The sequence below is a fragment of the Aeromonas sp. QDB31 genome (genome assembly GCF_027707605.1).
GTDB lineage: Bacteria > Pseudomonadota > Gammaproteobacteria > Enterobacterales > Aeromonadaceae > Aeromonas > Aeromonas media.
Map to the genome: position 1 here is coordinate 157,332 of NZ_JAPCIX010000009.1, position 24,358 is coordinate 181,689.

Below are 24,358 nucleotides of genomic sequence, written 5' to 3' on the forward strand. Positions count from 1 at the left end.
CGACTCAAGACCCTGACTCAGGGAGGGATGCGTCATGGCGCTGCCAGCTGAACGGCTGAAGACCCTGATCGAGGCGGCGCTGTTCGTGGCCGGTCGTCCGCTCAATGTTAGCGAGCTGAAAAGCAGCGTACTGGCGGATTACCCTGTCACCAGCCGCTATGTGCAGCTGCTGCTGGCGGAGCTCAGGCAGGACTACAGCGAGCGGGGGGTGGAGCTCAAGGAGGTCGCCTCCGGCTGGCGCTTCCAGGCCCGCCAGGAGTATGCCGAGGAGCTGTCGCGCCTGTGGAGCGAACGGGCGCCCCGCTATTCCCGCGCCGTGTTGGAAACCCTGAGTCTGATTGCCTATCGTCAGCCCATCACCCGGGCCGAGATAGAAGCCATCCGCGGGGTGGCGGTATCGAGCCAGATCATCAATACCCTGAAAGAGCGCGGCTGGGTGCGCAGCATAGGTCACAAGGAGGTGGTGGGTCGCCCCGAGCTGCTCGCCACCACCCGAGAATTTCTGGACTATTTCAATCTGCAGAGTCTGGAGCAGCTCCCCGAGCTGGATCCCGAACTGCACTCCCCCTTGCCGGTCATGCTGGGCGAGGGGAGCGACGGTCAATAAGCGGCAGGCCGTCTTGAGAATGAACGTGGTGACGATGCCCGAGGGCGCGTCACAGGAGTCAATGTTGTCCGCTATGTCAGCGGGCAGCGATCAACAATCAGGTAAACCCGATGAGTGAAAAACTGCAAAAAGTATTGGCCCGCGCGGGTCAAGGCTCCCGTCGTGAGATGGAGGCCCTGATCACCGCAGGTCGGGTCAGCGTGGATGGCAAGGTCGCCATGCTGGGGGATCGCGTCGAAGTGAACGCCGTGATCCGGGTGGATGGTCACCAGGTCAAGACCCGTGCGGCCGAGGAGCAGATCTGCCGCGTGCTGGCGTACCACAAGCCCGAAGGGGAGATGTGTACCCGTCACGATCCGGAAGGTCGTCCCACCGTGTTTGATCGTCTGCCCAAGATGGACGGGGCCCGCTGGATTGCGGTGGGTCGCCTCGACGTCAACACCTCAGGCCTCTTGCTGTTCACCACCGACGGTGAGCTGGCGAATCGCCTGATGCACCCGAGCCACGAAGTGGAGCGGGAATACGCGGTGCGCGTCTTTGGCGAGATCACCGAAGCCATGCTGCAGCGCCTGCGCAAGGGGGTGCAGCTGGAAGACGGCATGGCCAAGTTCAACAAGATCAAACCGGCCGGCGGTGAAGGGCTGAACCAGTGGTTCAACGTCACCCTGACCGAGGGTCGCAACCGTGAAGTGCGCCGCCTGTGGGAATCCCAGGAAGTGCAGGTGAGCCGCCTGATGCGTATTCGCTACGGTGACGTCACCCTGGATCGCGGCATCCCCCGCGGTGGCTGGCAGGAGCTCAAGCTGCCCGAGGTGAACTACCTGCGCGGCCTGGTCAACCTGCCCAACGAGACCGAGTCCAAGGTCGACCTGCAGCAGGATGGCAAGAGTACCCGCCACAAGCAGGCCGCCCAGATCCGCCGCGCCGTCAAGCGCCACAAGGACATGCAGGGCAAGGAGCCGCGCGCTCGCAGCACCACGGCCCGCCGCAAGCCGCAAGCCTCGACCCGCAACTCCGGCACCGGCAGCAAGTAAGCCGCCTCCGTGCCTGACGTGATTGGCCTCGGCTAACAAAGCCCGCACCCTCTGGTGCGGGCTTTTTGTTTGCGGCTCCCGCCGGAATTGACTGCGACTCAAAGTGCACAGGGCTGAGAGACAGGGTCAGACATGCTCCTCCCCCTGTTGAAGGGGGAGGTCGGGAAGGGGCTGCTGCTGTGGGATGTGGATCAGGATGGTTGCCCTGCAGGGGCTGGCTTGTTAGCCTTTGCGGCACTGATAGAGGAGATAATAATGAGCAAGGTACTGGATGAGCTGCTGGCACTGCTGGCGCTGGAAAAGATCGAGGAGGGCCTGTTTCGGGGCCAGAGCCAGGATCTCGGATTGCGATCCGTGTTTGGCGGACAGGTGATGGGGCAGGCCTTGTCAGCCGCCAAGCAGACGGTCGCCCTCGATCGCCAGGTCCACAGCTGTCACTCCTACTTCCTGCGCCCGGGGGATGCCAACAAGCCCATCGTCTACGACGTGGAGAACATCCGCGACGGTCAGACCGTCTCCACCCGTCGGGTCAAGGCCATTCAGAATGGCAAACCCATCTTCTACCTCAACGCCTCCTTCCAGGTGGAGGCCGAGGGGTTCGAGCATCAGGCTCAGATGCCCGAAGGCATCACGCCCCCCGAGCAGCTCAAGAGCGAGCTGGAGCTGGTGCGCCCCTACGAGCAGATGATCCCGGCGGCCCTGCGGGACAAGATCCTGTGCGAGAAACCCATCGAGATCCGCCCCGTGACCCTGGTCGATCCCATTCGCCCGGATGTGCACGAGCCGCTGCGCTACACCTGGTTCAAGGCCAACGGCCCGGTGCCGGACGATCAGCGGGTGCACAACTACCTGCTCGCCTATGCCTCCGACTTCCACTTCCTGTTTGCCGCCCTGCAGCCCCACGGGGTCTCCTACTGGGAGCCGGACATGCAGGTGGCCACCATAGATCACTCCATGTGGTTCCACCGGGAGTTCCGGCTCGATGACTGGCTGCTCTACGTGGTAGACAGCCCGAGTGCCAGCGGCGGGCGCGGTCTGGTACGCGGCCAGTTCTTCACCCGCGACGGCGTGCTGGTGGCGAGCACCATGCAGGAAGGCGTGATCCGTCGCCGGGGCTGAGCCTGCCTTCATCGACGGTGCATCAACAAAAACGGGAGCCAGTGGCTCCCGTTTTTTTATTGTGGTGCAGGCCCTCAGGCGGCGTCACGCTCCGGTGCGGCCAGGGGCGCTTCGCTCTGGGCGAAGCGGTCGGCCCACAGGGCGATGACGCCATCCCCGGTGACGTTGCAGGCAGTGCCGAAGCTGTCCTGGGCCAGGTAGAGGGCGATCATCAGGGCGATGGAGGCCTCACCGAAGCCGAGCATGGAGGTGAGCAGGCCGAGCGCCGACATGACGCCGCCGCCGGGGGCGCCCGGCGCCGCAATCATGATGACGCCGAGCATCATGATGAAGGGCAGCATGGTGCCATAGCCCGGTATGGCCAGGTGCTCGGAGAGGAACATCACCGCGGTGGCGCAGGTCACCAGGGTGATTGTGGAGCCACAGAGGTGAATGGTGGCGCACAGGGGCACGGTGAAGTTGGCGATGCCGTCGCTCACGCCGTTGTTCTTGCTGGCCTGCAGGGCCACCGGGATGGTGGCGGCGCTGGACATGGTGCCAAGCGCGGTGAAGTAGGCGGGCAGCATGTTCTTGATGAGCATGGCGGGGGAGCGACCCAGCGCCAGCCCGGTGCCGATGAAGAGCAGGCTGAGCCAGAGCCAGTGCATGACGATGGCCATCACCAGCACCACGCCAAAGGTCTTGAGAGTGGCGAACACGGTGCCTTCCACCGTCATCTCGACGAAGACGCCCGCGATGTAGAAGGGCAGCAGCGGGATGATCACGCGGGCCAGCAGGCGGTCAATAATGTCACGGCCCTGATCGGCGACCCGGCGCAGGTCGGTGGCCTGGGTGGCGCTGATGCCGATACCGAACACGAAGGCGGCGGCCAGCGCCGACATCACCCCGAACAGCGGCGGGATCTCGAGGCTGATGTAGGAGCTGAGCTTGATGGCGGCTTGCGCCGTGGGCTCGGCGGCGGTGGTCAGCTGCGGGATCAGCTGGCTCGCCACCGTGAAGGCGAACAGGCCCGCCAGTATGGTGGAGCAGTAGGAGAGGGCGACCGTCTTGCCGAGCAGCTTGCCGGAGTTCTTCGGCAGGCTGGCGATGCCGCTCATGATGAAGAACAGGATGATGAGCGGAATGGTGAAGGTGATCAGCTGACCTATCACTGTCTTGGCCGTGAACAGCACCCGTGCGACCCATTCCGGGGCATAGAGGCCGAGCAGGAGACCGGCGAGGATGCCGGCAATCAGATTGAGGACGAGTTTCATGGGGGAATCCAGGTGTTGGTGTCTGTTTTGTTATTTAATCTTGATTTTAATGCCGCTTTTTAACACAAATGCCGCATCTTGTCTGCCATCACCTGGTTAACTCAGAGTTAAATATTGTTATCTGGATGCTGAATCGCGTCGGGCACCCTGTCTGGATCGACGGCCGCGATATTGATTGATTGTGGCGGGATTGGGGTCGCGGATCAGCAGGGCATGGAGCCAGCGGCCGTGCACTGCATCGTCACTGCACCAGCTCTGATGCAGCTCAAACGGCAGGAGGGCGATCAGCTGCTGCAACCGTGCCTCATCGAGCCGGGTCAGCAGCGGGTATTCGTCCTGTGAGAGGGGCAAGGGGCTGCCGGGTTCATTCTCGCCATAGGGGAAGGAGCAGTAGAGGGGCCCCTGGGGTTTGAGCAGGCCGGCGAGGTGCATCAGGGCGGGGGCTAGCTCATCCTCGGTGAGGCAGGGCAGCGAGCCGCTGGCCCAGACGCCGTCATAGGGCAGCACGTTGTGCATCTGCTCGAAGCGACAGACCCGCACCGGCTGGCCGCACAGGCGCGAGGCGGCGCTGGCCTGGTTCAGGCTGGCATCGAAGGCGGTGACCATGAACCCCAGTTCCCGAAAATGGTGCAGATCCTCCCCCGCACCGCAGCCGGCTTCCAGCAGGTGGGCACCGGGTTGCAGGCGGGCCAGGAAGGGGGAGTGGGCCTGGCCGATGAGGGCGGGGCGGGGCGCCAGCGGGGCAGCGCTTTGGGCGGGTGACTGTGGCAGTGGCATAGGGCTCGTCTCTAAGGTGGGCGGCTACTCTAGCAAATTTGCCCCCTGCTGTTCAGATCTGCTGATGACCCTCTATGGCCCTGAGTGGCATCAGCGCCATCAGGGGCGGCGCAAGAGTGAGGGAGAGGGGTTGGCGAGCAGGCCGAACAGGGTGTCGAGCAGGAAGTCGGCCTCCTTAATCAGGTCGATGCGCTCCGGGAAATGCAGCCAGTTGACGATGTAACCGTCCAGGGTGCAGTGCAGCAGGGTGGCGGCGCGCCGTAGATCCAGCTCTTTGGGCAGATGGCCGAGGCGCACGGCATTGGCCAGGGTGATCTCCAGATCCCGGAAGAAGTTGATGGATTGCAGGCGCATGTGATCCCTCAGGGCCTCGGCCTCCCCCTCCAGAGGCTCCAGGTTGAAGATGATGGTGAACATCTGCTGGTGGGCGGGTTCGGTGCTGATCTTGTACATCACCTCCTTGAGGAAGCCGCGCAGCTTGCCGAGGGGATCCTGCTCCTGCTCATCCACACAGGCGTCTATCTGGTGGGAGAGGGGGGCGCACAGCTCCTCCCACAGGGTGACGAACAGCTCCTCCTTGTTCTTGAAGTGCCAGTAGATGGCACCCCGGGTCAGGTCTGCCGCCTTGGCGATGTCGGTCAGGTTGGTCTTCGCCAATCCCTGTTGGCAGAACAGATTCAGGGCCGTGCCCATGATGTGGCAGCGGGTCTGCTGCGCCTCTTCTTTGGTTCTTCTGGCCATCGGATCCGTACCTGTTAAAAGGGGAAAAAGTTACTTACATACATTTATGAATGTATGTATATTGCCTCATCTTCGCAGTTTTACCAACAGGGACCCCATAAACCCTGTGGTTTTGTGATTTTTTTTGTTTGAAACAGAGGCTCAGAAACTCCATGCATAAACACATTCTCGCACGTTCGGTGGGCCTTGCCTTGTTGGCAAGCGGCCTGCTGGTTGGTTGTGGCGACAAGGGCGAGGCCGGGCAAGGGGCGGGCGAGATGCCGCCTGCTGCCGTGGACGTGGTCACGCTCCATGCCGCACCGCTGCAACTCATGTCCGAGCTCACCGGCCGCACCGCCCCCCTGCGGGTGGCCGAGGTGCGCCCCCAGGTGAATGGCATCATCCTCAAGCGCCTGTTCACCGAGGGTAGCGACGTCAAGGCTGGCCAGTTGCTGTACCAGATCGATCCCGCCGTCTATCAGGCCGCCGTTGCCAGTGCCAAGGCCAATCTGGCCAAGGCGCAGGCCAACGAGCAGAGCGCCCGCCTCAAGGCCCAGCGTTATGCCGAACTGGTGAAGGTGAAAGCCATCAGCCGTCAGGAGTATGACGACGCCGACGCGGCCTGGAAGCAGCAGGTTGCCGAGATCGGGGCCGCCAAGGCCGCCCTGCAGAGCGCCAACATCAACCTGGCCTATACCCGGATCACGGCCCCCATCAGCGGCCGCATCGGCAAGTCTGCGGTGACCGAGGGTGCCCTGGTCACCGCCCAGCAGGCGGACAGCCTCACCTCCATCTCGCAGCTCGATCCCATGTACGTGGATGTGCGTCAGTCCACCGCCGATCTGCTGCGCCTCAAGCGTCAGGTCGCCGCCGGCAAGCTGACCCAGGGCAAACAGGATGGCGCCAAGGTCAGCTTCCAGCTGGAAGATGGCAGCCAGTACGGCGAGCAGGGGACCTTGCAGTTCTCCGACGTGACCGTGGACGAGACCACCGGCATGGTGACCCTGCGGGTCCTGGTCCCGAATCCCCATGATCTGCTGCTGCCCGGCATGTTCATGCGCGCCACCCTGCAGGAGGGCGAGCGCCCAGAAGGCCTGCTGGTGCCCCAGACCGCCGTGACCCGCACGCCGAAAGGTGGGGCCACCGTCATGGTGGTGACCGCGGACAACAAGGTCGAGCTGCGGGAAGTGCAGCTCAGCCGCGTCGTCGGCGACAGCTGGGTGGTGGAATCCGGCCTCGATGCCGGCGAGAAGGTGATAGTGGCCGGTTTGCAGAAGGTCAAACCCGGTGCCGTGGTGGCGCCCGCTGAGCGCACCGGCAACACCACGACCACACAGGCCAATCAGACCCCGGTCACCAAGCAGTAGGATGGAGTAGTCGCCTCATGGCACGATTTTTCATAGACAGACCCATTTTCGCCTGGGTGATCGCCCTGGTGATCATGCTGGCCGGGGCCATGGCCATCATAGGCCTGCCGGTCGCCCAGTACCCGACCATAGCCCCGCCGGCCGTCGGCATTTCCGCCAGCTACCCGGGGGCCTCCGCCAAAACGGTGGAAGACTCGGTGACCCAGATCATCGAGCAGAACATGACGGGGCTGGATCACCTGCTCTACATGTCTGCCCAGTCCGATTCGTCCGGCAACGTCAGCGTGACCCTCACTTTCAAGCCGGGCACCGATCCCGACATCGCCCAGGTGCAGGTGCAGAACAAGTTGCAGCAGGCCATGTCGCTCCTGCCCCAAGAGGTGCAGCAGCAGGGTGTCCGGGTCCAGAAGACTTCCAGCAGCTTCCTGATGGTGGCCGCCTTCATCTCCACCGATGGCAACATGACCAACGACGATCTCGCCGATTACGTGGTCTCCAACATCAAGGAGCCCCTGAGCCGGCTGGACGGGGTGGGTGACATCACCTTGTTCGGCAGCCAGTACTCCATGCGGGTCTGGCTCGATCCTCACAAGCTCAACCGGGTACAGATGACCCCGGGAGACGTGCAGGCCGCCATCCAGGCCCAGAACGCCCAGGTTGCGTTCGGCAAGCTGGGGGGCACCCCGGCGGTGAGCGATCAGCAATTTACCGCCACCATCATGGGGCAGACCCGTCTCTCCACCCCGGAGGAGTTCAACAACATCCTGTTGCGGGTGAATCAGGATGGCTCCAAGGTGCTGCTCAAAGACGTGGCCCGGGTCGAGCTCGCCGGCGAAAGTTACGATGCCTCCGCGCTCTACAACGGTCAGGCCACGGCGGCGGTTGCCATCAAGCTGGCCACCGGAGCCAATGCGCTGGATACCGCCGAGATGGTACGTGCCAAGCTGGGTGAACTTTCAGCCTACTTCCCGGCCAACATGAAGATCGTCTACCCCTACGACACCACGCCGTTCGTGAAGATCTCCATCGAGGAGGTGGTGCAGACGCTGATCGAGGCCATCTTCCTGGTGTTCTGCGTTATGTATCTGTTCCTGCAGAACTTCCGGGCGACCCTGATCCCGACCATCGCCGTGCCCGTGGTACTGCTCGGTACCTTTGGGGTCATGGCAGCCTTCGGCTTCTCCATCAACACCCTGACCATGTTCGGTCTGGTGCTCGCCATCGGCCTGCTGGTGGATGACGCCATCGTGGTGGTGGAGAACGTGGAGCGGCTGATGAGCGAGGAGGGGCTCTCCCCGCTGGAGGCGACCCGCAAGTCCATGACCCAGATCACCGGCGCCCTGGTGGGCATCGCCCTGGTGCTGTCGGCGGTGTTCGTGCCCATGGCCTTCTTCGGCGGCTCGACCGGCGCCATCTATCGCCAGTTCTCGCTGACCATCGTCTCGGCCATGGTGCTGTCGGTGCTGGTGGCGCTGATCCTGACCCCGGCGCTCTGTGCCACCCTGCTCAAACCCATGAAACACGGGGAGTTTGGTGCCCAACGCGGCTTCTTCGGCTGGTTCAACCGCTTCTTCGATACCAATGCCAACCGCTACCAGAACGGTGTGCGCAAGGTGATCAAGCAGGGGACCCGCTACGGCATCATCTACCTGGCCATGCTGGCGGTGCTGGCGGTGCTCTTCATGCGTCTGCCCACCTCCTTCCTGCCGGAAGAGGATCAGGGGGTCATCATGTCCATGGTGCAGCTGCCGGTGGGGGCCACCAAGGAGCGTACCGAGGTGGTGCTGGCCGACATGCGCGACTACTTCCTCGAAAACGAGAAGGATAACGTCGACTCCGTGCTGACGGTGGCGGGCTTCAGCTTCGCCGGTAGCGGCCAGAACAGCGGCATGGCCTTCATCAAGTTGAAGGACTGGAGCGAGCGTAAAGGGGAAGAGCGCAGCGCCAATGCCATCATAGGCCGCGCCATGGGGTATCTGTTCAGCATCAAGGAGGCGCAGGTCTTTGCCTTCAACCTGCCCCCCATCCCTGAACTCGGCACGGCCACCGGCTTCGACTTCTTCCTGCAGGACCGTGGTGGTCTGGGTCACGAGAAGCTGATGCAGGCGCGCAACCAGTTGCTCGGCATGGCGGCGCAGGATCCCAACCTGGTACGGGTACGCCCGAACGGGATGGAAGACACCCCCCAGCTCGACATCAAGATCGACTACGAGAAGGCGCTGGCCCAGGGGCTTTCCATCAGCGACATCAACAACACCCTGTCGGCGGCCTGGGGCTCCTCCTACGTCAATGACTTCGTCGACAGAGGCCGGGTCAAGAAGGTCTACCTGCAGGCGGATGCCCCCTTCCGGATGAACCCGGAGGATCTCAAGCTGTGGTACGTGCGCAACAGCACGGGCCAGATGGTGCCTTTCTCCGCCTTTGCCAGTACCGAGTGGAGCTTCGGCTCGCCCCGCCTGGAGCGCTACAACGGTGTCTCCGCCATGGAGATCGTCGGTGAAGCTGCGCCGGGCAAGAGTACCGGTGACGCCATGGCGGCCATCGAGCAGATGGTGAAACAACTGCCGGAAGGCATCGGCATCGAGTGGACAGGGCTCTCCTTCCAGGAGCGTCAGGCAGGCTCCCAGGCGCCGGCGCTCTACGCCATCTCGCTGCTGGTGGTCTTCCTCTGTCTGGCGGCCCTGTACGAGAGCTGGAGTATTCCATTCTCGGTCATGCTGGTGGTGCCGCTCGGGGTGCTGGGGGCCATTTTGGCCGCAACCCTGCGCGGGCTTGAGAACGACGTCTACTTCCAGGTGGGCCTGCTCACTACCATAGGGCTCTCGGCCAAGAACGCCATCCTGATCGTCGAGTTCGCCAAGGAGCTCCATGACAAGGGGATGAAACTCGGCGATGCGGTGGTGGAAGCCTCCCGTCAGCGTCTGCGTCCGATCCTGATGACGTCCCTTGCCTTCATCCTCGGCGTCTTGCCGCTGGTGATCAGCACAGGTGCCGGCGCCAGCAGCCGCAACGCCATCGGTACCGGCGTGATGGGGGGGATGATCACGGCCACCGTGCTCGCCATCTTCTTCGTACCGTTGTTCTTCGTGCTGGTGATGCGCTACTTCACCAAACACAGTTCAGCCGAGGAGCGCGTCGCGCTGACCAAGGAGACCCAACATGACTAAGATCCTGGTCGCCCTGAGTGTGACGCTGCTGCTGGGGGCCTGTTCCATGGCCCCCGATTACCAACGCCCCGAGGTGCCGCAAGGCGCCTCCTGGCAAGAGAACCTCGCCACCCAGGGGGCATTGGCGCCCTGGCAGCAACAGTTCCTCGATCCGGCACTGCAAAAGCTGATCGACACCGCCCTGGAGAACAACCGGGATCTGCGGCTCGCGGCCCTCAACGTCGAGGCCTATGAGGCGAGATACCGGATCCAGCGGGCGGCCCAGTTGCCGACCCTGGCCGCCAGCGGCTCCGGCACCCGTCAGCAGGGATCCGACGATCTCAGCAGCACGGGGCAGGGGAACATCAGCAGCCAGTACGGCGCCGACATCGGCATCACCGCCTATGAGCTGGATCTGTTTGGCCGGATCCAGAGCCTGAAAGATCAGGCGCTGGAGAACTACCTGGCGCAGATCGAGACCCAGCGGAGCACCCAGATAGCGCTGATCGCCTCGGTGGCGAATGCCTACCTCACCCTGCTGGCGGATCAGGAGCTGCTGGCCCTGAGCCAGGCGACGCTGGCGACCGAGCAGGAGAGCTATGCCCTGACCCAGCACAAGTACCGGCTGGGAGCGGCCTCCGAGATGGAGCTGGCGCAGGGGCGCACGGCGCTCGAGAACGCCCGGGTCAGCCAGGCGCAATACCAGCGCCAGGTGAAACAGGACAGAAATGGCCTGACCCTGCTGCTCGGCACAGAAGTGCCCGTGCAGGAAGGCCAACCGGCGACCCTGGCCGAGGTGCAACTGGCGCCGATCCCGGTGGGGGCCCCCTCCAGCCTGCTGCAACAGCGGCCCGACATACTGGCGGCGGAGCACAGCCTGAAGGCGGCCAACGCCAATATAGGCGCGGCCCGTGCCGCCTTCTTCCCGACCATCTCGCTCACCGCGACGGCGGGCACCGCCAGCAATCAGCTGAGCGGGCTGTTTGACGGCGGCACCGGCACTTGGACCTTCATGCCCCAGATAAACCTGCCCATCTTCGACGGTGGCAAGCGCATTGCAGATCTGGATGTAGCCGAGGTCGGCACCAAACAGGCGGTGGCGAGCTACGAGAAGAGCATCCAGACCGCCTTCAAGGAGGTCGCGGATACGCTCGGTGCCCAGGCGGACTACCAGCAGCAGCTGCAGGCCCAGCAGGATCTGGTGGATGCCAACCAGACCTACTTCAAGCTGGCGGAGTTCCGCTACGAGCAGGGGGTGGACAGTTATCTCACCCGGCTCGATGCCCAGCGCACCCTGTTCAGCGCACGGCAGGGGCTCATCAGCACCCGCCTGGCCCAGCTGAGCAACCAGGTTGCACTCTACAAGGCGGTCGGCGGTGGCTGGCAGGCACCCAAGGAGGCCTCGGCGGCCTCCGAAGGGCAGGGCTAGTCTCTCATCCGTTGCTGACAATGTGACAAAAACGGGGCGAACCGCAGGGTTCGCCCCGTTTTTATGTGTAAATGGCCGCCTCTTCTGGACACTTCGCTGCCGAGCGCAGGCCCGGTTCGCGAACGCCAGGCTTGCCCAGGCTGAAATAGAAAAAGGCCCGCATCGCTGCGAGCCTTCTCATCTATCTGGTGCCGGAAACAGGAGTCGAACCTGCGACCTTCGCATTACGAAGTCAATAAACTCACGTTTAATCCTGTCTTGATAAATCCAACAAAAAAATTCATTTACATTAAATTCAATGAGTTAAATACACATCAAATTCACTCTTGTCCAACGACATACAACCCTATACGATGCCAAATGTGGTACCCCATGTGGTACCCCGTGTGGTACCCCAATACGAGGTTTTAGGATGATTTCTCAAGATCGACAAGTCGCGGCAGCAGAGCTTAAAGAAGGTGCAACCGCAACCCGATTTGCTATCAGCTCTAAACATGGTAACGGGTTATCACTCGAGGTTCGGGCCGGTAAGCAAAAACGCTTCGTGTATCGATTTAGGCTACTTGGCAAGCAACAAACCATGGTACTTGGACTATACCCTGCGATGGGACTTGCTCAAGCTCGTGAGCGACATTGTGTTGCGGTGGGGCAAGTCAAACAGGGCATCGATCCCCGTCAGGTTGTTGCAGAAGCTAAACAAAAGAACGAACAGATGCTCGTGCTTGATGAACTGTTTGAGCAATGGCTTAGCCACAAAGCCAGCGTAAAACGCCGTGATGGCGTTCGATCAGAGATTAGCCTTCGAACCGTCACTGATTATCGTCGAATCTACCAAACACACTTGCAAAAGGTCCTTGGTAAATATCGAGTTTGCGATATCACCATGGCTGTCCTCCACCATCACTATCAGAAGCTACAGAAGGTCTCTCTGGAAGGACTTCGCAAAGCAATGGGCATAATGAACCAGGTGATGGAAGAGGCTATGCGACGGCAGCTTATCGAGATGAGCCCCACGTTGGCACTCAAACCCAAAGTTTACAATGCGACCCCCAATCTACCTCGAGAGCGTTGGCTACCAATCTCTGAATTACGAGCCTTGTGGCATGCATTAGAAGAGGGCGTTGGAGGTGGCGGAGCGTTAACAGCTGGTGGCCGTGGCATTGCTACGACTTCTGTTCTTTCTGGAAGTGTCGCCAATGCAATTAAAATCGTCATATTGAGCGCGGTTCGTCGAGGTGAAGTGATATCGATGCAGTGGGCACACTTGGATGGTGATCGCTGGACGATTCCGGAAACCAAAAATGGGCGCCCGCATGTGGTGACCTTGTCGCCTTTGGCTCAGGAAATCATTTCAGAGCAGCGAATGATAACCTCCTCTACCAGTCCATATGTGTTCGAATCGACGACGAAGCTGGGTCATGCCATCACAGGTGACGCACTTATGCGCGCCCTTGACCGGCTACAGAAGCGTAAGCTGGCTGAACTTGAGCCATTTAGCGTACACGACCTGCGGCGCAGTGTTGCAAACTGCTGTGGTATTGAACTTGGTGCAGGACCTCTAGAGATAGAGCATATGCTGAACCACCAGATCAGTGACAAACTCCTGCGAACTTATCAGGCGGGCGCTTTACGTAACCCTGAAAAACTGAGGAGTTTATTTCTTCGGTGGGGGGATATTGTGAAACATCAAATAGCCCAACATGAAGTGGAAAAATCACCAGAAGTTATGGGTAACGTAATCCAAGGGACATTCGGTAAACGCTGAGTTTTCAGCTCGATCAGACCCAAGTGCGTATTCCGGTGAAGTTGAACAGTGATTCCGGAATCTGTGAACACCATTTCCGGAAAGTATGCGGACAGGGATTCTTCGAGCAGAAGCTGAGCTTTGAGGGGAGGCATCTTTTCGACTCACTGAACAAGCCAGCAGCCAAGCGCAGCGCGGCAGTTGTGGATCCAAGACGTTGGAACAGGACGGTTCATCTGACATCAGAGTACGTGCACTGAGGTGTCCGGAATCGGTGTACACGAAAGCCGGAATCAGCGTTCATTTTAAACCGGAATAGGTGTTCATTTTCGACCGGAATATGCACCAAGAAGGAAGCGGCCGATGGCCGCTTCCTTCTATGAGCCCGTTTAGCCTGATATGCTACGCAGCCACCTGATAGGCACAAAGCTGGTGCGGCGCCTTCCCTGGCCATTAGCCTTGCCTGTCAGGTGGCCTGTTGCAGGTGATCCTGATAGACCTTCTGCCACTTGGTATGCTCAACCTTATCGCCTCTGACCAGCCAGAAAGCACAGATGCTCTCGGCCAATTCTGCGGCCATGGCATGGTCGTTATAACGACGACAAATCAGATACTGGGCCAGCCAGTTTTGGTACTGCTTCATTGATACCTCTTAAACCGCAGTCCAAATCAATTGACCGGATCGGTATCCGTTTTCTCTACTTAAACGCCTAGCAGATTACCTGGTTCTTACTGCTCGCCCCAGGCTTCCTGCTGATACACTCCATTTGAAAGGCCCATGTCCACTTTCAAAAATTACCGTTTTCCAGATTGTAGCTTGGATGTATTTTTAGCTTTCAGATTGGCGTCAACCTCCAACGCGGGAGAATACAAGTCATTCTCTTCATCATACATTATACCGAAGCATGAATTATTTTGTTCAGATTTGTTAAAGGTTTTTTTGTATTCTTCATCAATAAGAGCAGAAATAAGCCCCCTCTTAGTTAATTTATTATTGTCTTTACGTTTTTCCAAGTATAATTTTTCAAATCGATCCTTCACTAGAGATGGAACATCAAAAGTAAGTTGCTCTACTCTTTTTAGTTCTTTATTCTTTTTCGTGCTATTGGCAGATTGTATACTATTTAACAGGCTATCTATCTGCTGATATGTCATAAAGAAGGAATTCAGAAGAGCTTTTATGTAAACAAATTTATCCTGCTTGTTTTTTGCTGATGCCATTAACTCAGAAAACCACCAGCATGACTTGATGCGTGAAAAAACAGTTTTAGATAAACGCTCAATGGTATGTTCATCTGAGTAGACTAATTTTTTTAGCTTGTTTGATAAACGCTCATCGATCACAGTTAATGCTAGCTGCTTAGCACCAAGTATTATTGCCATTATAGCATTTTTACGAGCAAGCCTTGATGTCTCATCAATACTTGCGGATATAATTATTGCATCTATTAAAACCTGAAGCATTCCTTCAACACGTTTATTGTCTTGAGACAGCAACAAGTTTTTTTCACTCAAGGAGAAAAAACGCTCGGCAACGACATTGCTTCGTAACGCCATATGGCTTTTATCGCTCTCAGATATCTTCATTAAATTCATGAATACCACTGACAATGTATCCATTGATGGGGTTTTCTCAAAGACCCCCTGAACAGTGTAACATTTGCTATCAAGCGCTCTCGAGAAATAAAAAAGAATAGTGTTTGTAAATACTTTTACATCCTCTGTGGATAAATTTTGCTTGTATATTTCAACAACGCTTTCTATCTGTTCAATTGAGATGTGAAGCCAGTCATGAATAATTAAATCTAGTCTTTCTAGGTCAGTGTGAGCATTTTCTAGCCTAAATGCAGTGTTAACTTTATTTTTAGGGATAAGCTGGAAAAGCATATTTCCACTAGCACGTCGAGAGTGGCATACATCCTCAAAGTCCAATTTAAATTGAGGAGGCGGGGGTGATGATATGGGATATCCCCGCTTATAGATAAGATATCTGTAGATAAGATCATGCACCGCACACTCTTTTGTTTCAATAAGAGGTGGCATTGTTGATATATATGCCGCGTCTCTCTTGTATTTATCACATCCTCCATTTATTTTATTGGATTTAAATAAAAAGCAATGAAAAATAAAATTAATGACCCTACGATCTATGTTCAAATGACTCTACCCATTAATAAAATAAAAACAAAAAAGAGATGGTCACCTAGGTGACAGGTGGCTGCTTTATCATAGCCTCTGTAGACGATTGTTTCCATACATTGCACAGCCCAATCCTATGTCAGCCACATTGACTATCACATGAGTTATCCTTCAAAGACACACCGCGTAGCATCCCACTTGCCCTCAATCAATCTTGCTCTACAACATCATATAGCCTTGTTATGACAGGCCATCATTAACTTGCTATCGCAGCCACCCCCTCCTTAAAGCCTGTTTTTTTCAACCCCCAATCCCTTCTGGTGAACGCCCCCCCAACTACCAGGAGAACACCATGAACACTTCCCCCAAAGTACTGCGCATCAAAGACGTTATCCAAAAGACCGGCCTTGCCCGTTCAACTATCTATGACCGCATCAGCGATAAATCCCCTCGCTATGACCAAAATTTTCCCAAGCCATTGAAGTTGGGCTTGTCAGCTGTTGGCTGGTTTGAACATGAAATTGATGCTTGGTTAACTAAACAGGCATCAATGAGGGGATTTTATTGAACAGCTAAATTCTCCACAGGGTAGCATGAACACATGCCATCAATATAACTACATCTTGCCAAATTCATTATGATGCAGAGCTCCTACTGCAAGTAGGAAGTAAAGCTGACGTAGCAATAATTACCCTAAACATCATATGGATGACGTTAATATACCAATGCTCATCATGAATAACATAGCCCCCTCTCACTATTTCACTAAGCATCTTGTACCTGTGACTCTGGCGATATGAATTCGTAGGAGGGGGGAGCTTTATGTTATTTGAATTCATTCATCATCTGTAGTGACTAGATACATTAACCATTTAACATCTAAGTTAGCTACCTATACACACTCATGACCTATTCACTAAACACTCTTCAATGAGGGATTACTCATGTCTACAGATATCCTGCACTTCATTCATCAATTGGAAGTAAGATACCCATTATTCAGCATCCATGCTTTCCAAAAAGCAATGGATGCAGTTACCGAACATTACTATCACTACCGAGAGGCTAAATCAGCTCATCCTTCCGTTGAGCTGTTCCTGCAATCCTTCTATCGTTACCATGACCTTGATGTATACGATGAATGTTTATCTACTGAAACACGTAATGAGCTTTTGACTGAGCTCAATGACGTTCTAAGTGATTTTATGCATCAACTGAGGTCACCACGTCATCAGAAGCAGTTACACAACCTAAAACGTGCTGATAAGCGTAATAGCGATAGCATCCAGAAGTACATTAACGCTCTTTTTGTTCAGTATGCCAGACTACTGGTAGTCAGAGTGGATGTTCACTTTAGAGATGACGTGACCCTAGAGGAAGCTCAAGAGGAACGAGAGTATTACTTGCGTACTATCAAGCGCAAGTTTACACGATTAGTAGGCTATATCTGGAAGTTAGAATATGGCGAAAGTAGAGGCTATCACTATCACATCGCGTTTATATTCAATGGTAAATACTTGCAAAATGATATCAAGGTTGGCCGTTTGCTGGGAGAGCGTTGGCATGCAGGTAGCTATTACAACTGCAATGCTAAGCGGTCTCAATATGAGGAATGGGGAACGGATGGTATCGGGATGATACATCGAAGTGATGACGAGAAGCGGCAGAAGCTATTTCTGTATGCCATGAAATATCTAGTCAAAATGGACGAGGCAGTGTTGGCTGAAACATGTGGACGCTCAAATAGGATGGGTAAGATGGAGGTGCCTCGCAGAAGAGGGTCCGGTGGGAGACCCAGGGCGATTCATGATGCCAACCCGGTGGAGATCCCGATGTAGCGCCACCGGGCAGCCTAGCTTGTGGGTCAACGATTGATGAATACAGCCCCCTCCCTTGGCTCGTCATCTATGAGCGCTTTGTTTCTCTGCTCGGTTAGGGGGCGTGCGTGATGGTGAGCACACTCATATGGAAATGCATTGGTGTTTGTCATATGGGTACGCTAGGTTATACCCGGATTAACTTGGCCCCCGGGATGGGGCCGTATTTTTTACATTTGTTCGGGTGATAAAAATGAAAAAAAACGTGCTGAGTATGGCAGTGGCTTGTGTGTTGTCCGGTGTCATGTTGACCGCTTGCGGGGGCGGTGGTGACGAGAGCGGGGGCGGCAGCAATGGTGGCAACAATGGCGGTGGCACCGACACCGGCAGCAAACCTCTTCACACCGCTGTCTTCCTGGATTCCGTCGTGGGTGGCCTCGACTATCGGTGCAACGATTACACCGGTGTCACCAATGCAAACGGGGAATTCCTGTTTGATGATGGCGACACCTGCGAATTCGCATTGGGCAACCAACGCCTGGGGGCGGTGACCCTCAAAGCGGGCAACTCGCTGGTGACCCCTTACACCCTGGCTGGTGACGACAAGGAGAAAGCGATCCGCATTGCGGCATTGCTGCAGACGCTCGACAGCGACAGCAATCCGGAGAACGGCATCACCCTCGACAAGGCGCAGGTCGCGCAACTGGGGATCGTCGAACTGGGTAGCGATGACGCCTTCAACACCTCCCTGGTCGAGGCGCTGAAAACAGCGGGCCTCACCAAGGCCGTCGTCTCTCTGGCTGCGGCGAAAGCCCACCTCTCCGCCACCCTGGCTGGCGTCAATGGCCGCTCCGTGGCGGTCGACAAGGTGCTGAGCGATCTGCAGGGACTGACTGATCTGAAAAACCTGGACGTCGAGAGCAAGTTCAAGGAGTACAAGGAGACCCTGCAGGCCGAGACCGGTGAGAGCGGCAAGGCCGATCGCCAGATCGTGCTGGCCATGCTGACCATGTTGGAGGTGACCAACAACCCCGTGGTGGCTGAACGCCTGGGCTTCACCTCGTCCGCCATTGGCAGTGGTTACAGCACCAGCCTGGCCAAGGTGATGGATGTCATCATCCACACCCCCGGCACCGCCTCCGTGGCACTCAAAGGTGACAAGGGATATACCCGTGACGTGGCTAAGCTGATGGGAGCCTATGCCGACAGCCTGGAAAACGTCGCGGCTGCCCTGGCCGATATCCAGGATCCGGATTACAGCGCCACCTATGGCGATGACGATACCGTCACCCTCAACCTCGACGGTGCCAAGGCACTGCGGGCGTCGGCAATGGCGATGGCATCTGCCCTCAACATCGCCGCCTCCTATCAGTACGGTCCGGACAGCGCCTATGTCACCCAGCAGGAAGAAGTGATCTTGCCGCGTATGCACATCAAGGACACCTGGGGCATGCAGCCGACCACCACCTATGAAGAGAGCAGCAGCACCTTCGAGACCCAGTTCAGTCAGCAGGAAATCGAGCCTGATGCGCTGGTGGCGCACGCCGATTTCTTCCGTTTGACCGACGATGCCAAAGCACGGTTGGCCAAGGCCAAGTCGCAGTTGAAGGATGCGGTGAGCCTCGCTCTGACCATCGATCAGAGCAAGCTGGACGAGTCGTTGACCCAGGATGAGATCGAGGCCAATGCCGCGACTCTCAAGGAGCTGGCGAACCACTTTGCAGGCACTGTGCCCACTATCCAGTGGGAAAGCGTCGAGACCCGATACGTCAATACCGGCATGGGCTGGCAGCCTCAAGAGGTGGGGGTGAAGTACAACATCAATGTGCTGCCGTTCTTCGATGAGATGCTGGATCGCAGTGACATGACCATCAAGGTGACCGGCGGCTGTGATGGCGCGGTGGGGGCGCGGGATGCCGAGCTGTCCAAGGCCATGGGAGAGCCCATGTGTCTCATCACGAGCGACGAGTTCAAGGCACTTGCCCAGAGCGATCGTGGTGTACTGAAGTACATCGGCTGGATGCAGGAAGATCAGGAGAGCCACACCGCCATCTATGCCAAGGGGGTGGGTTATGACTGGTCAACCCAGATGACGCCGGTGGCCGGGTCGACCTTTGACAAGGTCTTCGTCTCCTGTACCGACCTGGATGACAACAAGGTCAGCTGTGCCGATCAGCTGTAAACCAGTGGGAGCGCTCCTGACGGGGGCGCTCCTGTTGTGGATGCCGGTGGCACAGGCTACCGGCATGCTGACGCGCTACACCGATTATCGGGAGCGTGTCTTCGATCGTCAGGGTCAGTTGCAATATCAATTGACCACCCACGAATACTTACAGCGGATGCCCAGTGGGCGTCCGTCATTGTCCAGTCTGTTTGCGTTGCGAGAGATGCAACGAGCATCACTGCAGCTCAAGCAGGGCACCTTGATGGTGAACGACGTCATCGTGCGTTTCGAGCATGGGCATTATCAGGACGGCATGCTGATGATGGGGAACACGGAAGTGACCCTGCCTGAGGGCCGCATGCTGGCCGACTCTCTTCGATTTGATCCCGTCCAGCATGTACTGGATGCCCCCCGCGCCCGGCTGCTCAGCTTTTCCGGCGATGTACTGGGCCAATACCGGGACTATCACCGCCCCCTTCGTTGACCCTGCAGAATGGTCTACGGCGCCTAAGACCGTGTGCATACTGATGGAGCCTGAATCGCCGCGGTATTCGACCTTCATACCCGGCGAGCCATGGGCTGGGCGATGTCTGACAAACCTGATGCAGAGCTGGCAATAAAAGCGCTCGATATGCCCTATCAGCAACGAGGTTGCCTATCAGGCGTGCTGTTTCACTCCGCTCAGGGCAGCCAATATGGCAGCCGTGCGTTTCGGCAGCGGCTGTGGCGCTATAGCATGACCCAGAGAATGAGTCGATGTGGCAACTGCTGGGATACGCCCCGATGGAGCGGTTGTTCAGGAGTCTGAAGACTGAGTGGCTCCCGACAACGTGATACGTGAGCCTGCGGGAAACGAAGCAAGATATCAGTTACTACCGGATGGATTACTACAACTGGCGGCGTCCACATCAATACAATGACGGGATGCCGCCAGCAAAAGCCGAGATTCGGCCTAACCAAGTGTCTGTATTAAGTTGACCACTACATCACTTGCTCAGATGGAGAGTGCCGAGACCGTCTGCGAGACCCGGCTCGCCTCCCGGTGGATGTCGCTCATCAGCTTGTCCACCTCGCTGATTTGCTGCTTGCCGAGTTCGGCGCTGCCCGCCACCCCGGCCATGTCGTCGGTCACCCTGGCGGTCAGCTCGCGGTTCTTCTGCACCACCTTGGCTATCTCGCCGGTGGAGAGGGAGGTGCGGGCCGCCAGTTGGCGCACTTCGTCGGCCACCACCGCAAAGCCCCGTCCCTGCTCCCCCGCCCGCGCCGCCTCGATGGCCGCGTTGAGGGCCAGCAGGTTGGTCTGATCGGCAATGGCACTGATGGTCGAGACGATGGCCTCGATGCTCCTGGACTGCTCGTTGAGCTGAGCTATGAGGGCGATGGCCTGATCCACCTGGGCGGCGATCAGAGAAGAGGTATCGACCACGGCGCGCAGCAGCTCGGCACCGGCCTCGGCGCTGCTCAAGGTCTCCTGCGCCGTGCTGTGGGCGAGGCGGGCCGCTTCCCGGGTGGCGTGGTTCTGCTCAATGCGGGCCGTGATGTCGCTGGCGAACTTGACGACCTTCACCACCTTGCCGTTCTGATCGCGAATAGGGTTATAGGTGGCCTCCAGCCAGACGGGCTCTCCCCGGCTGTTATGGCGCATGAAGAGGCCTGACTTGAACTGGCCACGGGCCAGCTCCTCCCAGAATGTGGGCTGCTCGCTCAGGAATACCTCGTCACAGAAGATCCTGTGATGCTTGCCCGCAATCTCGTTCAGGCGATAGCCCATGGCGTCGAGGAAGTTGGCGTTGGCACTGATGATCTCGCCGCTCGGGGTGAACTCTATCATGGCCCGGGAACGGTCCAGCGCCTGGGACAGCGCCTCCAGGTGTTGCAGCCGCTGATGCCGGGCCGTCACATCGCTGGCCATCTTCACTACCCGGGTCACCCTGCCCTGTGTCTTTACCGGGAAATAGCTCGCCTCGAGCCAGCGCGTCTCCCCCTGCCGGTTGACCCGCTCGAAGGTGCCGGACTGCACCTCCCCCTGGGCGAGGCGGCGCCAGAACTGCTGATAGTCGGTGGAGCCGGTCCAGCCTTCGGGGCAGAGCAGGCGGTGGTGGTGCCCCAGCAGCTCGCTCGCGCCATACCCCATCAGGCTCAGGAAGGGCTCGCTGACCTCCAGGATCTCCCCGTCCGGGCTGAAGATGATGGTCGCGGCGCCGTCCTTGATCGCCTCGACGACACTCTGCTGCTCATCGAGCCGGGTCTGACAGGCCAGCAACTGCGCCTTGAGTTTGTGATTGAACATGACACTCCTACCTCGTTGACGATCCGGAGCGGCACCACAGCCTGACCCCAATGACTGTATCGGCACCGCCAGTCCCAATATGAGTATTTAGATGACTTTGGGCCATGGGGCGCGCAGTGCATAGAGGCACTTGGGGTGTCTAGGAAAGTAGGGGCGATTCATACGGATGGCATAAACTGGGGAGGATGTCAGCATTCGGGCACCGTAACGCGGAAAGCGCAGAGGTCAGGGCCAGTATTGAATGGCCCTTATTTGGAACACTTTGGGTATACGGCGGGTTCTTCTCCGATGTGGATCAACATATCTGTTATATTGGTAGCTTACCTAATTAACTTCATGATATGTAATAAGTTATCTGTGGTGTAACCAAACGACTGGTTATGCATACCAGTATTGATCTTCTGATTGGGGAGATAACACATCTATGATAACAGCTCTCAGTAGCATCAGACTCCAAGCTTGGCTTTATGTTCTGTTAATCTACAGTTTCATGTCAGGCTTGTTGAGTCTTACGGCGTATGCTTGGCCTCATTTGAGCATACCAGAAGGATTGATGGTAACCATGGAGGGTGCCCTTGCCTTGGTGCTTGGCGGTGTCGTCATGGTGTCTCTGATGATGGGTTGGAAATCAATTCGAATCATCACGAGTCTGCTGCTGTTAGTCATTGTCAGCTATAATATATTGCATAATTTTCTGGCAGGACCTGACGATCATTTATCCATACTAACTGGTCAGCATCGCCTCAACTCTGCTCCTGCCATCTACATAATACTCTCGGTGGCGGTCGTCCTTTTCGAAGTAAAAAGTCAATCTGGCCGCAGGTTTGGTATCTTCATCGGCGCGGCGGGAATATCTATCGGTATCATTACTCTAATAGCACATTTAACGAGCGGCAACAGCCCATTCATCTTTGGTTTCTCCCGTGGAGCCAGCCTCTTTTGCTTGGTGTTTGGTTTATCTCTACTCATTCTCTGCCATATTGCACGCAGTGAGAACACCAGGATTAACACACCAGCAGCAGCTATAGGTGCACTCGGAGCAATTGGTACGTTTACACTGCTGATTGTAGCCAGTTGGGGCATTCATCTTCAACGACATCGTTTAGCAAATGCTCTTGTTTATTACCAGTCAACCGTATTGGAGCAAGAATTGAATACTTCAGCTAATTTGATTGAGCGATTAGCTGAACGATGGGCCATACTTGACCTTGATATACCTGAATCTCTCAAGCAGACTGAGCTAACTCGCTACTTTCAAGATACTCCTTCACTTAAATCGCTTCTTGTAATTGGAGAGGATAATAAAGAAATATTTAATGAAGCTAGAACCATAGAGGATAAGAAATGGTTAACAAGCCAGATGAAAAAATTGGATGTTTCGCAATGGATTAATTCCATTCGTGAGCAGAAACGTTCTGATGCTTGGCTCTTTCCAGATAGCACTCATCCATTAGATGCAATATTTCTGACTATACCTGGGGGGGGTGGTGGAGGAGTATTTATCGCAACGTTCAATATTGGGTATATGCAACCACCGATAAGTAATATAATTAACCGCGGCTTTGAGGTCAGAATAGCATCTGAACATGACAATATTTCAGATAATGAATGGCATATTCATGATAATGACAATAATATCTATGAGTATGCAAAGACTCTGGTCCCTGGTGGGGCAGCGATAAGCATAACAGCGATAGGCGGTGCTGTCAGCATGTTCAGCCTGCCTGGTATCTTACTTCCTTGTATACTTTTTTTTGGATTGTTCGTAAGCTATCTACTGACAGCAGGAAGAATTATCACGGCGATACAGAAACAAAATGCTCGTGAGTTAAGTATCGAGGAGCAACGATTCAGCTCTCTATTTTTCCAATCACCTGATGCTATTTTCGAATTTTCGAAAGACGGCCGCTACGTATCTCTTAACGCCAAAGCTAAGGCGATCACTGGCATTACTGAGCAAGATCTCGATGTGCTGTGCTACGACAACGTCCTCAGTGCTAGTACAATTAGTGACGTAGATTATCGAACATTTGACACCTCATTCAAAAAAACCATTAATGGCACTACACAGATATTCAACGTGAAGTTTCTCAATATTGATGGTTGCTGGAGAAATTACGAATGTTCATTTGTACCAATATTAGTGGATGACGCTGTCGTCGGATTATATGCCGTAGTTAAAGATGTCACGGAAAGGTTACTTGCCCAAGAAAATCAGCGGATACTGACGAAGAGTTTGGAGTCCAGCGACAGTGCTGTTTTAGTGGTTGACGTCAGAACGAAAATAATGCCCATCACCTTTGTCAACACGGCATTTTCGAATATTACGGGTTACAGCCGTGAAGAGGTTTTCAATAGTACATTTTCTGCCATCATCAATTCCCTAAAAGGCGCGGATAGCACAGATATAATCAGCAGCGTCATCGAAAAAGCCGAGGCTAAAAGTTTCACTATCAAGAGCTATCGGCGAGACGGAACTCCTTTCTGGAATCAATTATCTCTGACACCTGTTAAAGATGATAGTGGTATTGTGACCCACTACACGACGATCATGAAGGATGTTTCTGAAAAGAGAGAACAACAAAAGCAGCTCGCCTACCAGGCAACCCATGACGTTTTGACTGGCCTAGCTAATCGCTCTTTACTTGAAGACCGCTTAGAGCACGATATTGCTCTAGGGAAGGTGCGAACAAGTCCCTGATATGAGATCATGTTTGTCATCTGGAGCCATGAAAAAGGGTTCATCATGAGT

General features: G+C 56.3%; 18 protein-coding genes and 1 pseudogene. 13 read left to right on the plus strand and 6 right to left on the minus strand.

Annotation, left to right across the window (positions count from 1 at the left end; all coding sequences use genetic code 11):
- Window positions 1-34 precede the first annotated feature (34 nt).
- The 3 genes from scpB (at window position 35) to tesB (ending at window position 2,760) form a co-directional block, all read left to right on the plus strand.
- Window positions 35-607, plus strand: coding sequence for an SMC-Scp complex subunit ScpB (gene scpB / locus PG898_RS11795; RefSeq protein ID WP_270824156.1), 573 nt, complete (start codon window positions 35-37; stop codon window positions 605-607).
- Between the two features lie 110 nt (window positions 608-717).
- A complete protein-coding gene (gene rluB, locus PG898_RS11800) occupies window positions 718-1,641 on the plus strand; it encodes a 23S rRNA pseudouridine(2605) synthase RluB (RefSeq protein ID WP_005323472.1) in 924 nt (307 codons plus the stop codon).
- A gap of 255 nt (window positions 1,642-1,896) precedes the next feature.
- Entirely contained in the window at window positions 1,897-2,760 is an 864-nt protein-coding gene (gene tesB / locus PG898_RS11805) for an acyl-CoA thioesterase II (RefSeq protein WP_005323471.1), read from the plus strand.
- 74 nt (window positions 2,761-2,834) lie between these two features.
- Here tesB and PG898_RS11810 read toward each other — a convergent pair whose 3' ends face one another.
- From PG898_RS11810 to PG898_RS11820, 3 genes are all read right to left on the minus strand, one after another.
- The gene (locus PG898_RS11810; protein WP_171273519.1) at window positions 2,835-4,013 is read right to left on the minus strand and encodes a dicarboxylate/amino acid:cation symporter; all 1,179 of its coding nucleotides are present in this window, start codon (window positions 4,011-4,013) and stop codon (window positions 2,835-2,837) included.
- 117 nt (window positions 4,014-4,130) lie between these two features.
- Window positions 4,131-4,790 (minus strand): class I SAM-dependent methyltransferase, encoded by a 660-nt coding sequence (locus tag PG898_RS11815; RefSeq protein ID WP_218409285.1) that lies wholly within the window; start codon window positions 4,788-4,790, stop codon window positions 4,131-4,133.
- 99 nt (window positions 4,791-4,889) lie between these two features.
- Window positions 4,890-5,531, minus strand: coding sequence for a TetR family transcriptional regulator (locus PG898_RS11820; RefSeq protein ID WP_218409284.1), 642 nt, complete (start codon window positions 5,529-5,531; stop codon window positions 4,890-4,892).
- Window positions 5,532-5,683: 152 nt separating this feature from the next.
- Here PG898_RS11820 and PG898_RS11825 point away from each other — a divergent pair, with 152 nt between their 5' ends.
- The 4 genes from PG898_RS11825 (at window position 5,684) to PG898_RS11840 (ending at window position 13,217) form a co-directional block, all read left to right on the plus strand.
- On the plus strand, window positions 5,684-6,877 hold the full coding sequence (locus tag PG898_RS11825; protein ID WP_226172173.1) for an efflux RND transporter periplasmic adaptor subunit: 1,194 nt from the start codon (window positions 5,684-5,686) through the stop codon (window positions 6,875-6,877).
- A gap of 17 nt (window positions 6,878-6,894) precedes the next feature.
- Window positions 6,895-10,044 carry an efflux RND transporter permease subunit gene (locus PG898_RS11830; protein WP_218409283.1) on the plus strand — a complete coding sequence of 1,050 codons (3,150 nt, stop codon included), beginning with the start codon at window positions 6,895-6,897 and terminating at the stop codon, window positions 10,042-10,044.
- The gene (locus PG898_RS11835) at window positions 10,037-11,452 is read left to right on the plus strand and encodes an efflux transporter outer membrane subunit (RefSeq protein ID WP_270824155.1); all 1,416 of its coding nucleotides are present in this window, start codon (window positions 10,037-10,039) and stop codon (window positions 11,450-11,452) included. Before PG898_RS11830 ends, PG898_RS11835 begins: the two co-directional genes overlap by 8 nt.
- Before the next feature lie 412 nt (window positions 11,453-11,864).
- Window positions 11,865-13,217 carry a tyrosine-type recombinase/integrase gene (locus tag PG898_RS11840; RefSeq protein ID WP_265458810.1) on the plus strand — a complete coding sequence of 451 codons (1,353 nt, stop codon included), beginning with the start codon at window positions 11,865-11,867 and terminating at the stop codon, window positions 13,215-13,217.
- A gap of 445 nt (window positions 13,218-13,662) precedes the next feature.
- Here the strand turns inward: PG898_RS11840 and PG898_RS11845 are convergent, their stop codons facing one another.
- Both PG898_RS11845 and PG898_RS11850 read right to left on the minus strand, forming a co-directional pair.
- On the minus strand, window positions 13,663-13,839 hold the full coding sequence (locus PG898_RS11845; protein WP_167562306.1) for a hypothetical protein: 177 nt from the start codon (window positions 13,837-13,839) through the stop codon (window positions 13,663-13,665).
- 152 nt (window positions 13,840-13,991) lie between these two features.
- Complete coding sequence (locus PG898_RS11850; RefSeq protein WP_270830626.1) at window positions 13,992-15,353, minus strand: hypothetical protein; 1,362 nt, start codon at window positions 15,351-15,353, stop codon at window positions 13,992-13,994.
- 334 nt (window positions 15,354-15,687) lie between these two features.
- Between PG898_RS11850 and PG898_RS11855 the strand changes: the two genes are divergently transcribed.
- The 5 genes and pseudogenes from PG898_RS11855 to PG898_RS11875 all read left to right on the plus strand — a co-directional run.
- Window positions 15,688-15,903 carry a helix-turn-helix transcriptional regulator gene (locus tag PG898_RS11855; RefSeq protein ID WP_106553744.1) on the plus strand — a complete coding sequence of 72 codons (216 nt, stop codon included), beginning with the start codon at window positions 15,688-15,690 and terminating at the stop codon, window positions 15,901-15,903.
- A gap of 376 nt (window positions 15,904-16,279) precedes the next feature.
- The gene (locus PG898_RS11860; protein ID WP_270824153.1) at window positions 16,280-17,173 is read left to right on the plus strand and encodes a YagK/YfjJ domain-containing protein; all 894 of its coding nucleotides are present in this window, start codon (window positions 16,280-16,282) and stop codon (window positions 17,171-17,173) included.
- Between the two features lie 253 nt (window positions 17,174-17,426).
- Window positions 17,427-19,334 carry a hypothetical protein gene (locus PG898_RS11865; RefSeq protein ID WP_270824152.1) on the plus strand — a complete coding sequence of 636 codons (1,908 nt, stop codon included), beginning with the start codon at window positions 17,427-17,429 and terminating at the stop codon, window positions 19,332-19,334.
- A 64-nt stretch (window positions 19,335-19,398) separates the two neighbouring features.
- Window positions 19,399-19,800 (plus strand): hypothetical protein, encoded by a 402-nt coding sequence (locus tag PG898_RS11870; RefSeq protein ID WP_270824151.1) that lies wholly within the window; start codon window positions 19,399-19,401, stop codon window positions 19,798-19,800.
- 54 nt (window positions 19,801-19,854) lie between these two features.
- Window positions 19,855-20,294, plus strand: a pseudogene (locus PG898_RS11875) (DDE-type integrase/transposase/recombinase); the annotation flags it as partial.
- A gap of 16 nt (window positions 20,295-20,310) precedes the next feature.
- Here the strand turns inward: PG898_RS11875 and PG898_RS11880 are convergent.
- Entirely contained in the window at window positions 20,311-21,606 is a 1,296-nt protein-coding gene (locus PG898_RS11880; protein WP_106552074.1) for a methyl-accepting chemotaxis protein, read from the minus strand.
- A 1,711-nt stretch (window positions 21,607-23,317) separates the two neighbouring features.
- Here PG898_RS11880 and PG898_RS11885 point away from each other — a divergent pair.
- Window positions 23,318-24,307 carry a PAS domain S-box protein gene (locus PG898_RS11885; protein WP_270824216.1) on the plus strand — a complete coding sequence of 330 codons (990 nt, stop codon included), beginning with the start codon at window positions 23,318-23,320 and terminating at the stop codon, window positions 24,305-24,307.
- Window positions 24,308-24,358 lie beyond the last annotated feature (51 nt).

Coding starts and splice junctions, on each gene's coding strand:
- scpB (WP_270824156.1), top strand. CDS start 35: ATGGCGCTGCCAGCTGAACGGCTGAAGACCCTGATCGAGGCGGCGCTG.
- rluB (WP_005323472.1), top strand. CDS start 718: ATGAGTGAAAAACTGCAAAAAGTATTGGCCCGCGCGGGTCAAGGCTCC.
- tesB (WP_005323471.1), top strand. CDS start 1,897: ATGAGCAAGGTACTGGATGAGCTGCTGGCACTGCTGGCGCTGGAAAAG.
- PG898_RS11810 (WP_171273519.1), bottom strand. CDS start 4,013: ATGAAACTCGTCCTCAATCTGATTGCCGGCATCCTCGCCGGTCTCCTG.
- PG898_RS11815 (WP_218409285.1), bottom strand. CDS start 4,790: ATGCCACTGCCACAGTCACCCGCCCAAAGCGCTGCCCCGCTGGCGCCC.
- PG898_RS11820 (WP_218409284.1), bottom strand. CDS start 5,531: ATGGCCAGAAGAACCAAAGAAGAGGCGCAGCAGACCCGCTGCCACATC.
- PG898_RS11825 (WP_226172173.1), top strand. CDS start 5,684: ATGCATAAACACATTCTCGCACGTTCGGTGGGCCTTGCCTTGTTGGCA.
- PG898_RS11830 (WP_218409283.1), top strand. CDS start 6,895: ATGGCACGATTTTTCATAGACAGACCCATTTTCGCCTGGGTGATCGCC.
- PG898_RS11835 (WP_270824155.1), top strand. CDS start 10,037: ATGACTAAGATCCTGGTCGCCCTGAGTGTGACGCTGCTGCTGGGGGCC.
- PG898_RS11840 (WP_265458810.1), top strand. CDS start 11,865: ATGATTTCTCAAGATCGACAAGTCGCGGCAGCAGAGCTTAAAGAAGGT.
- PG898_RS11845 (WP_167562306.1), bottom strand. CDS start 13,839: ATGAAGCAGTACCAAAACTGGCTGGCCCAGTATCTGATTTGTCGTCGT.
- PG898_RS11855 (WP_106553744.1), top strand. CDS start 15,688: ATGAACACTTCCCCCAAAGTACTGCGCATCAAAGACGTTATCCAAAAG.
- PG898_RS11860 (WP_270824153.1), top strand. CDS start 16,280: ATGTCTACAGATATCCTGCACTTCATTCATCAATTGGAAGTAAGATAC.
- PG898_RS11865 (WP_270824152.1), top strand. CDS start 17,427: ATGGCAGTGGCTTGTGTGTTGTCCGGTGTCATGTTGACCGCTTGCGGG.
- PG898_RS11870 (WP_270824151.1), top strand. CDS start 19,399: ATGCTGACGCGCTACACCGATTATCGGGAGCGTGTCTTCGATCGTCAG.
- PG898_RS11880 (WP_106552074.1), bottom strand. CDS start 21,606: ATGTTCAATCACAAACTCAAGGCGCAGTTGCTGGCCTGTCAGACCCGG.
- PG898_RS11885 (WP_270824216.1), top strand. CDS start 23,318: ATGTTCAGCCTGCCTGGTATCTTACTTCCTTGTATACTTTTTTTTGGA.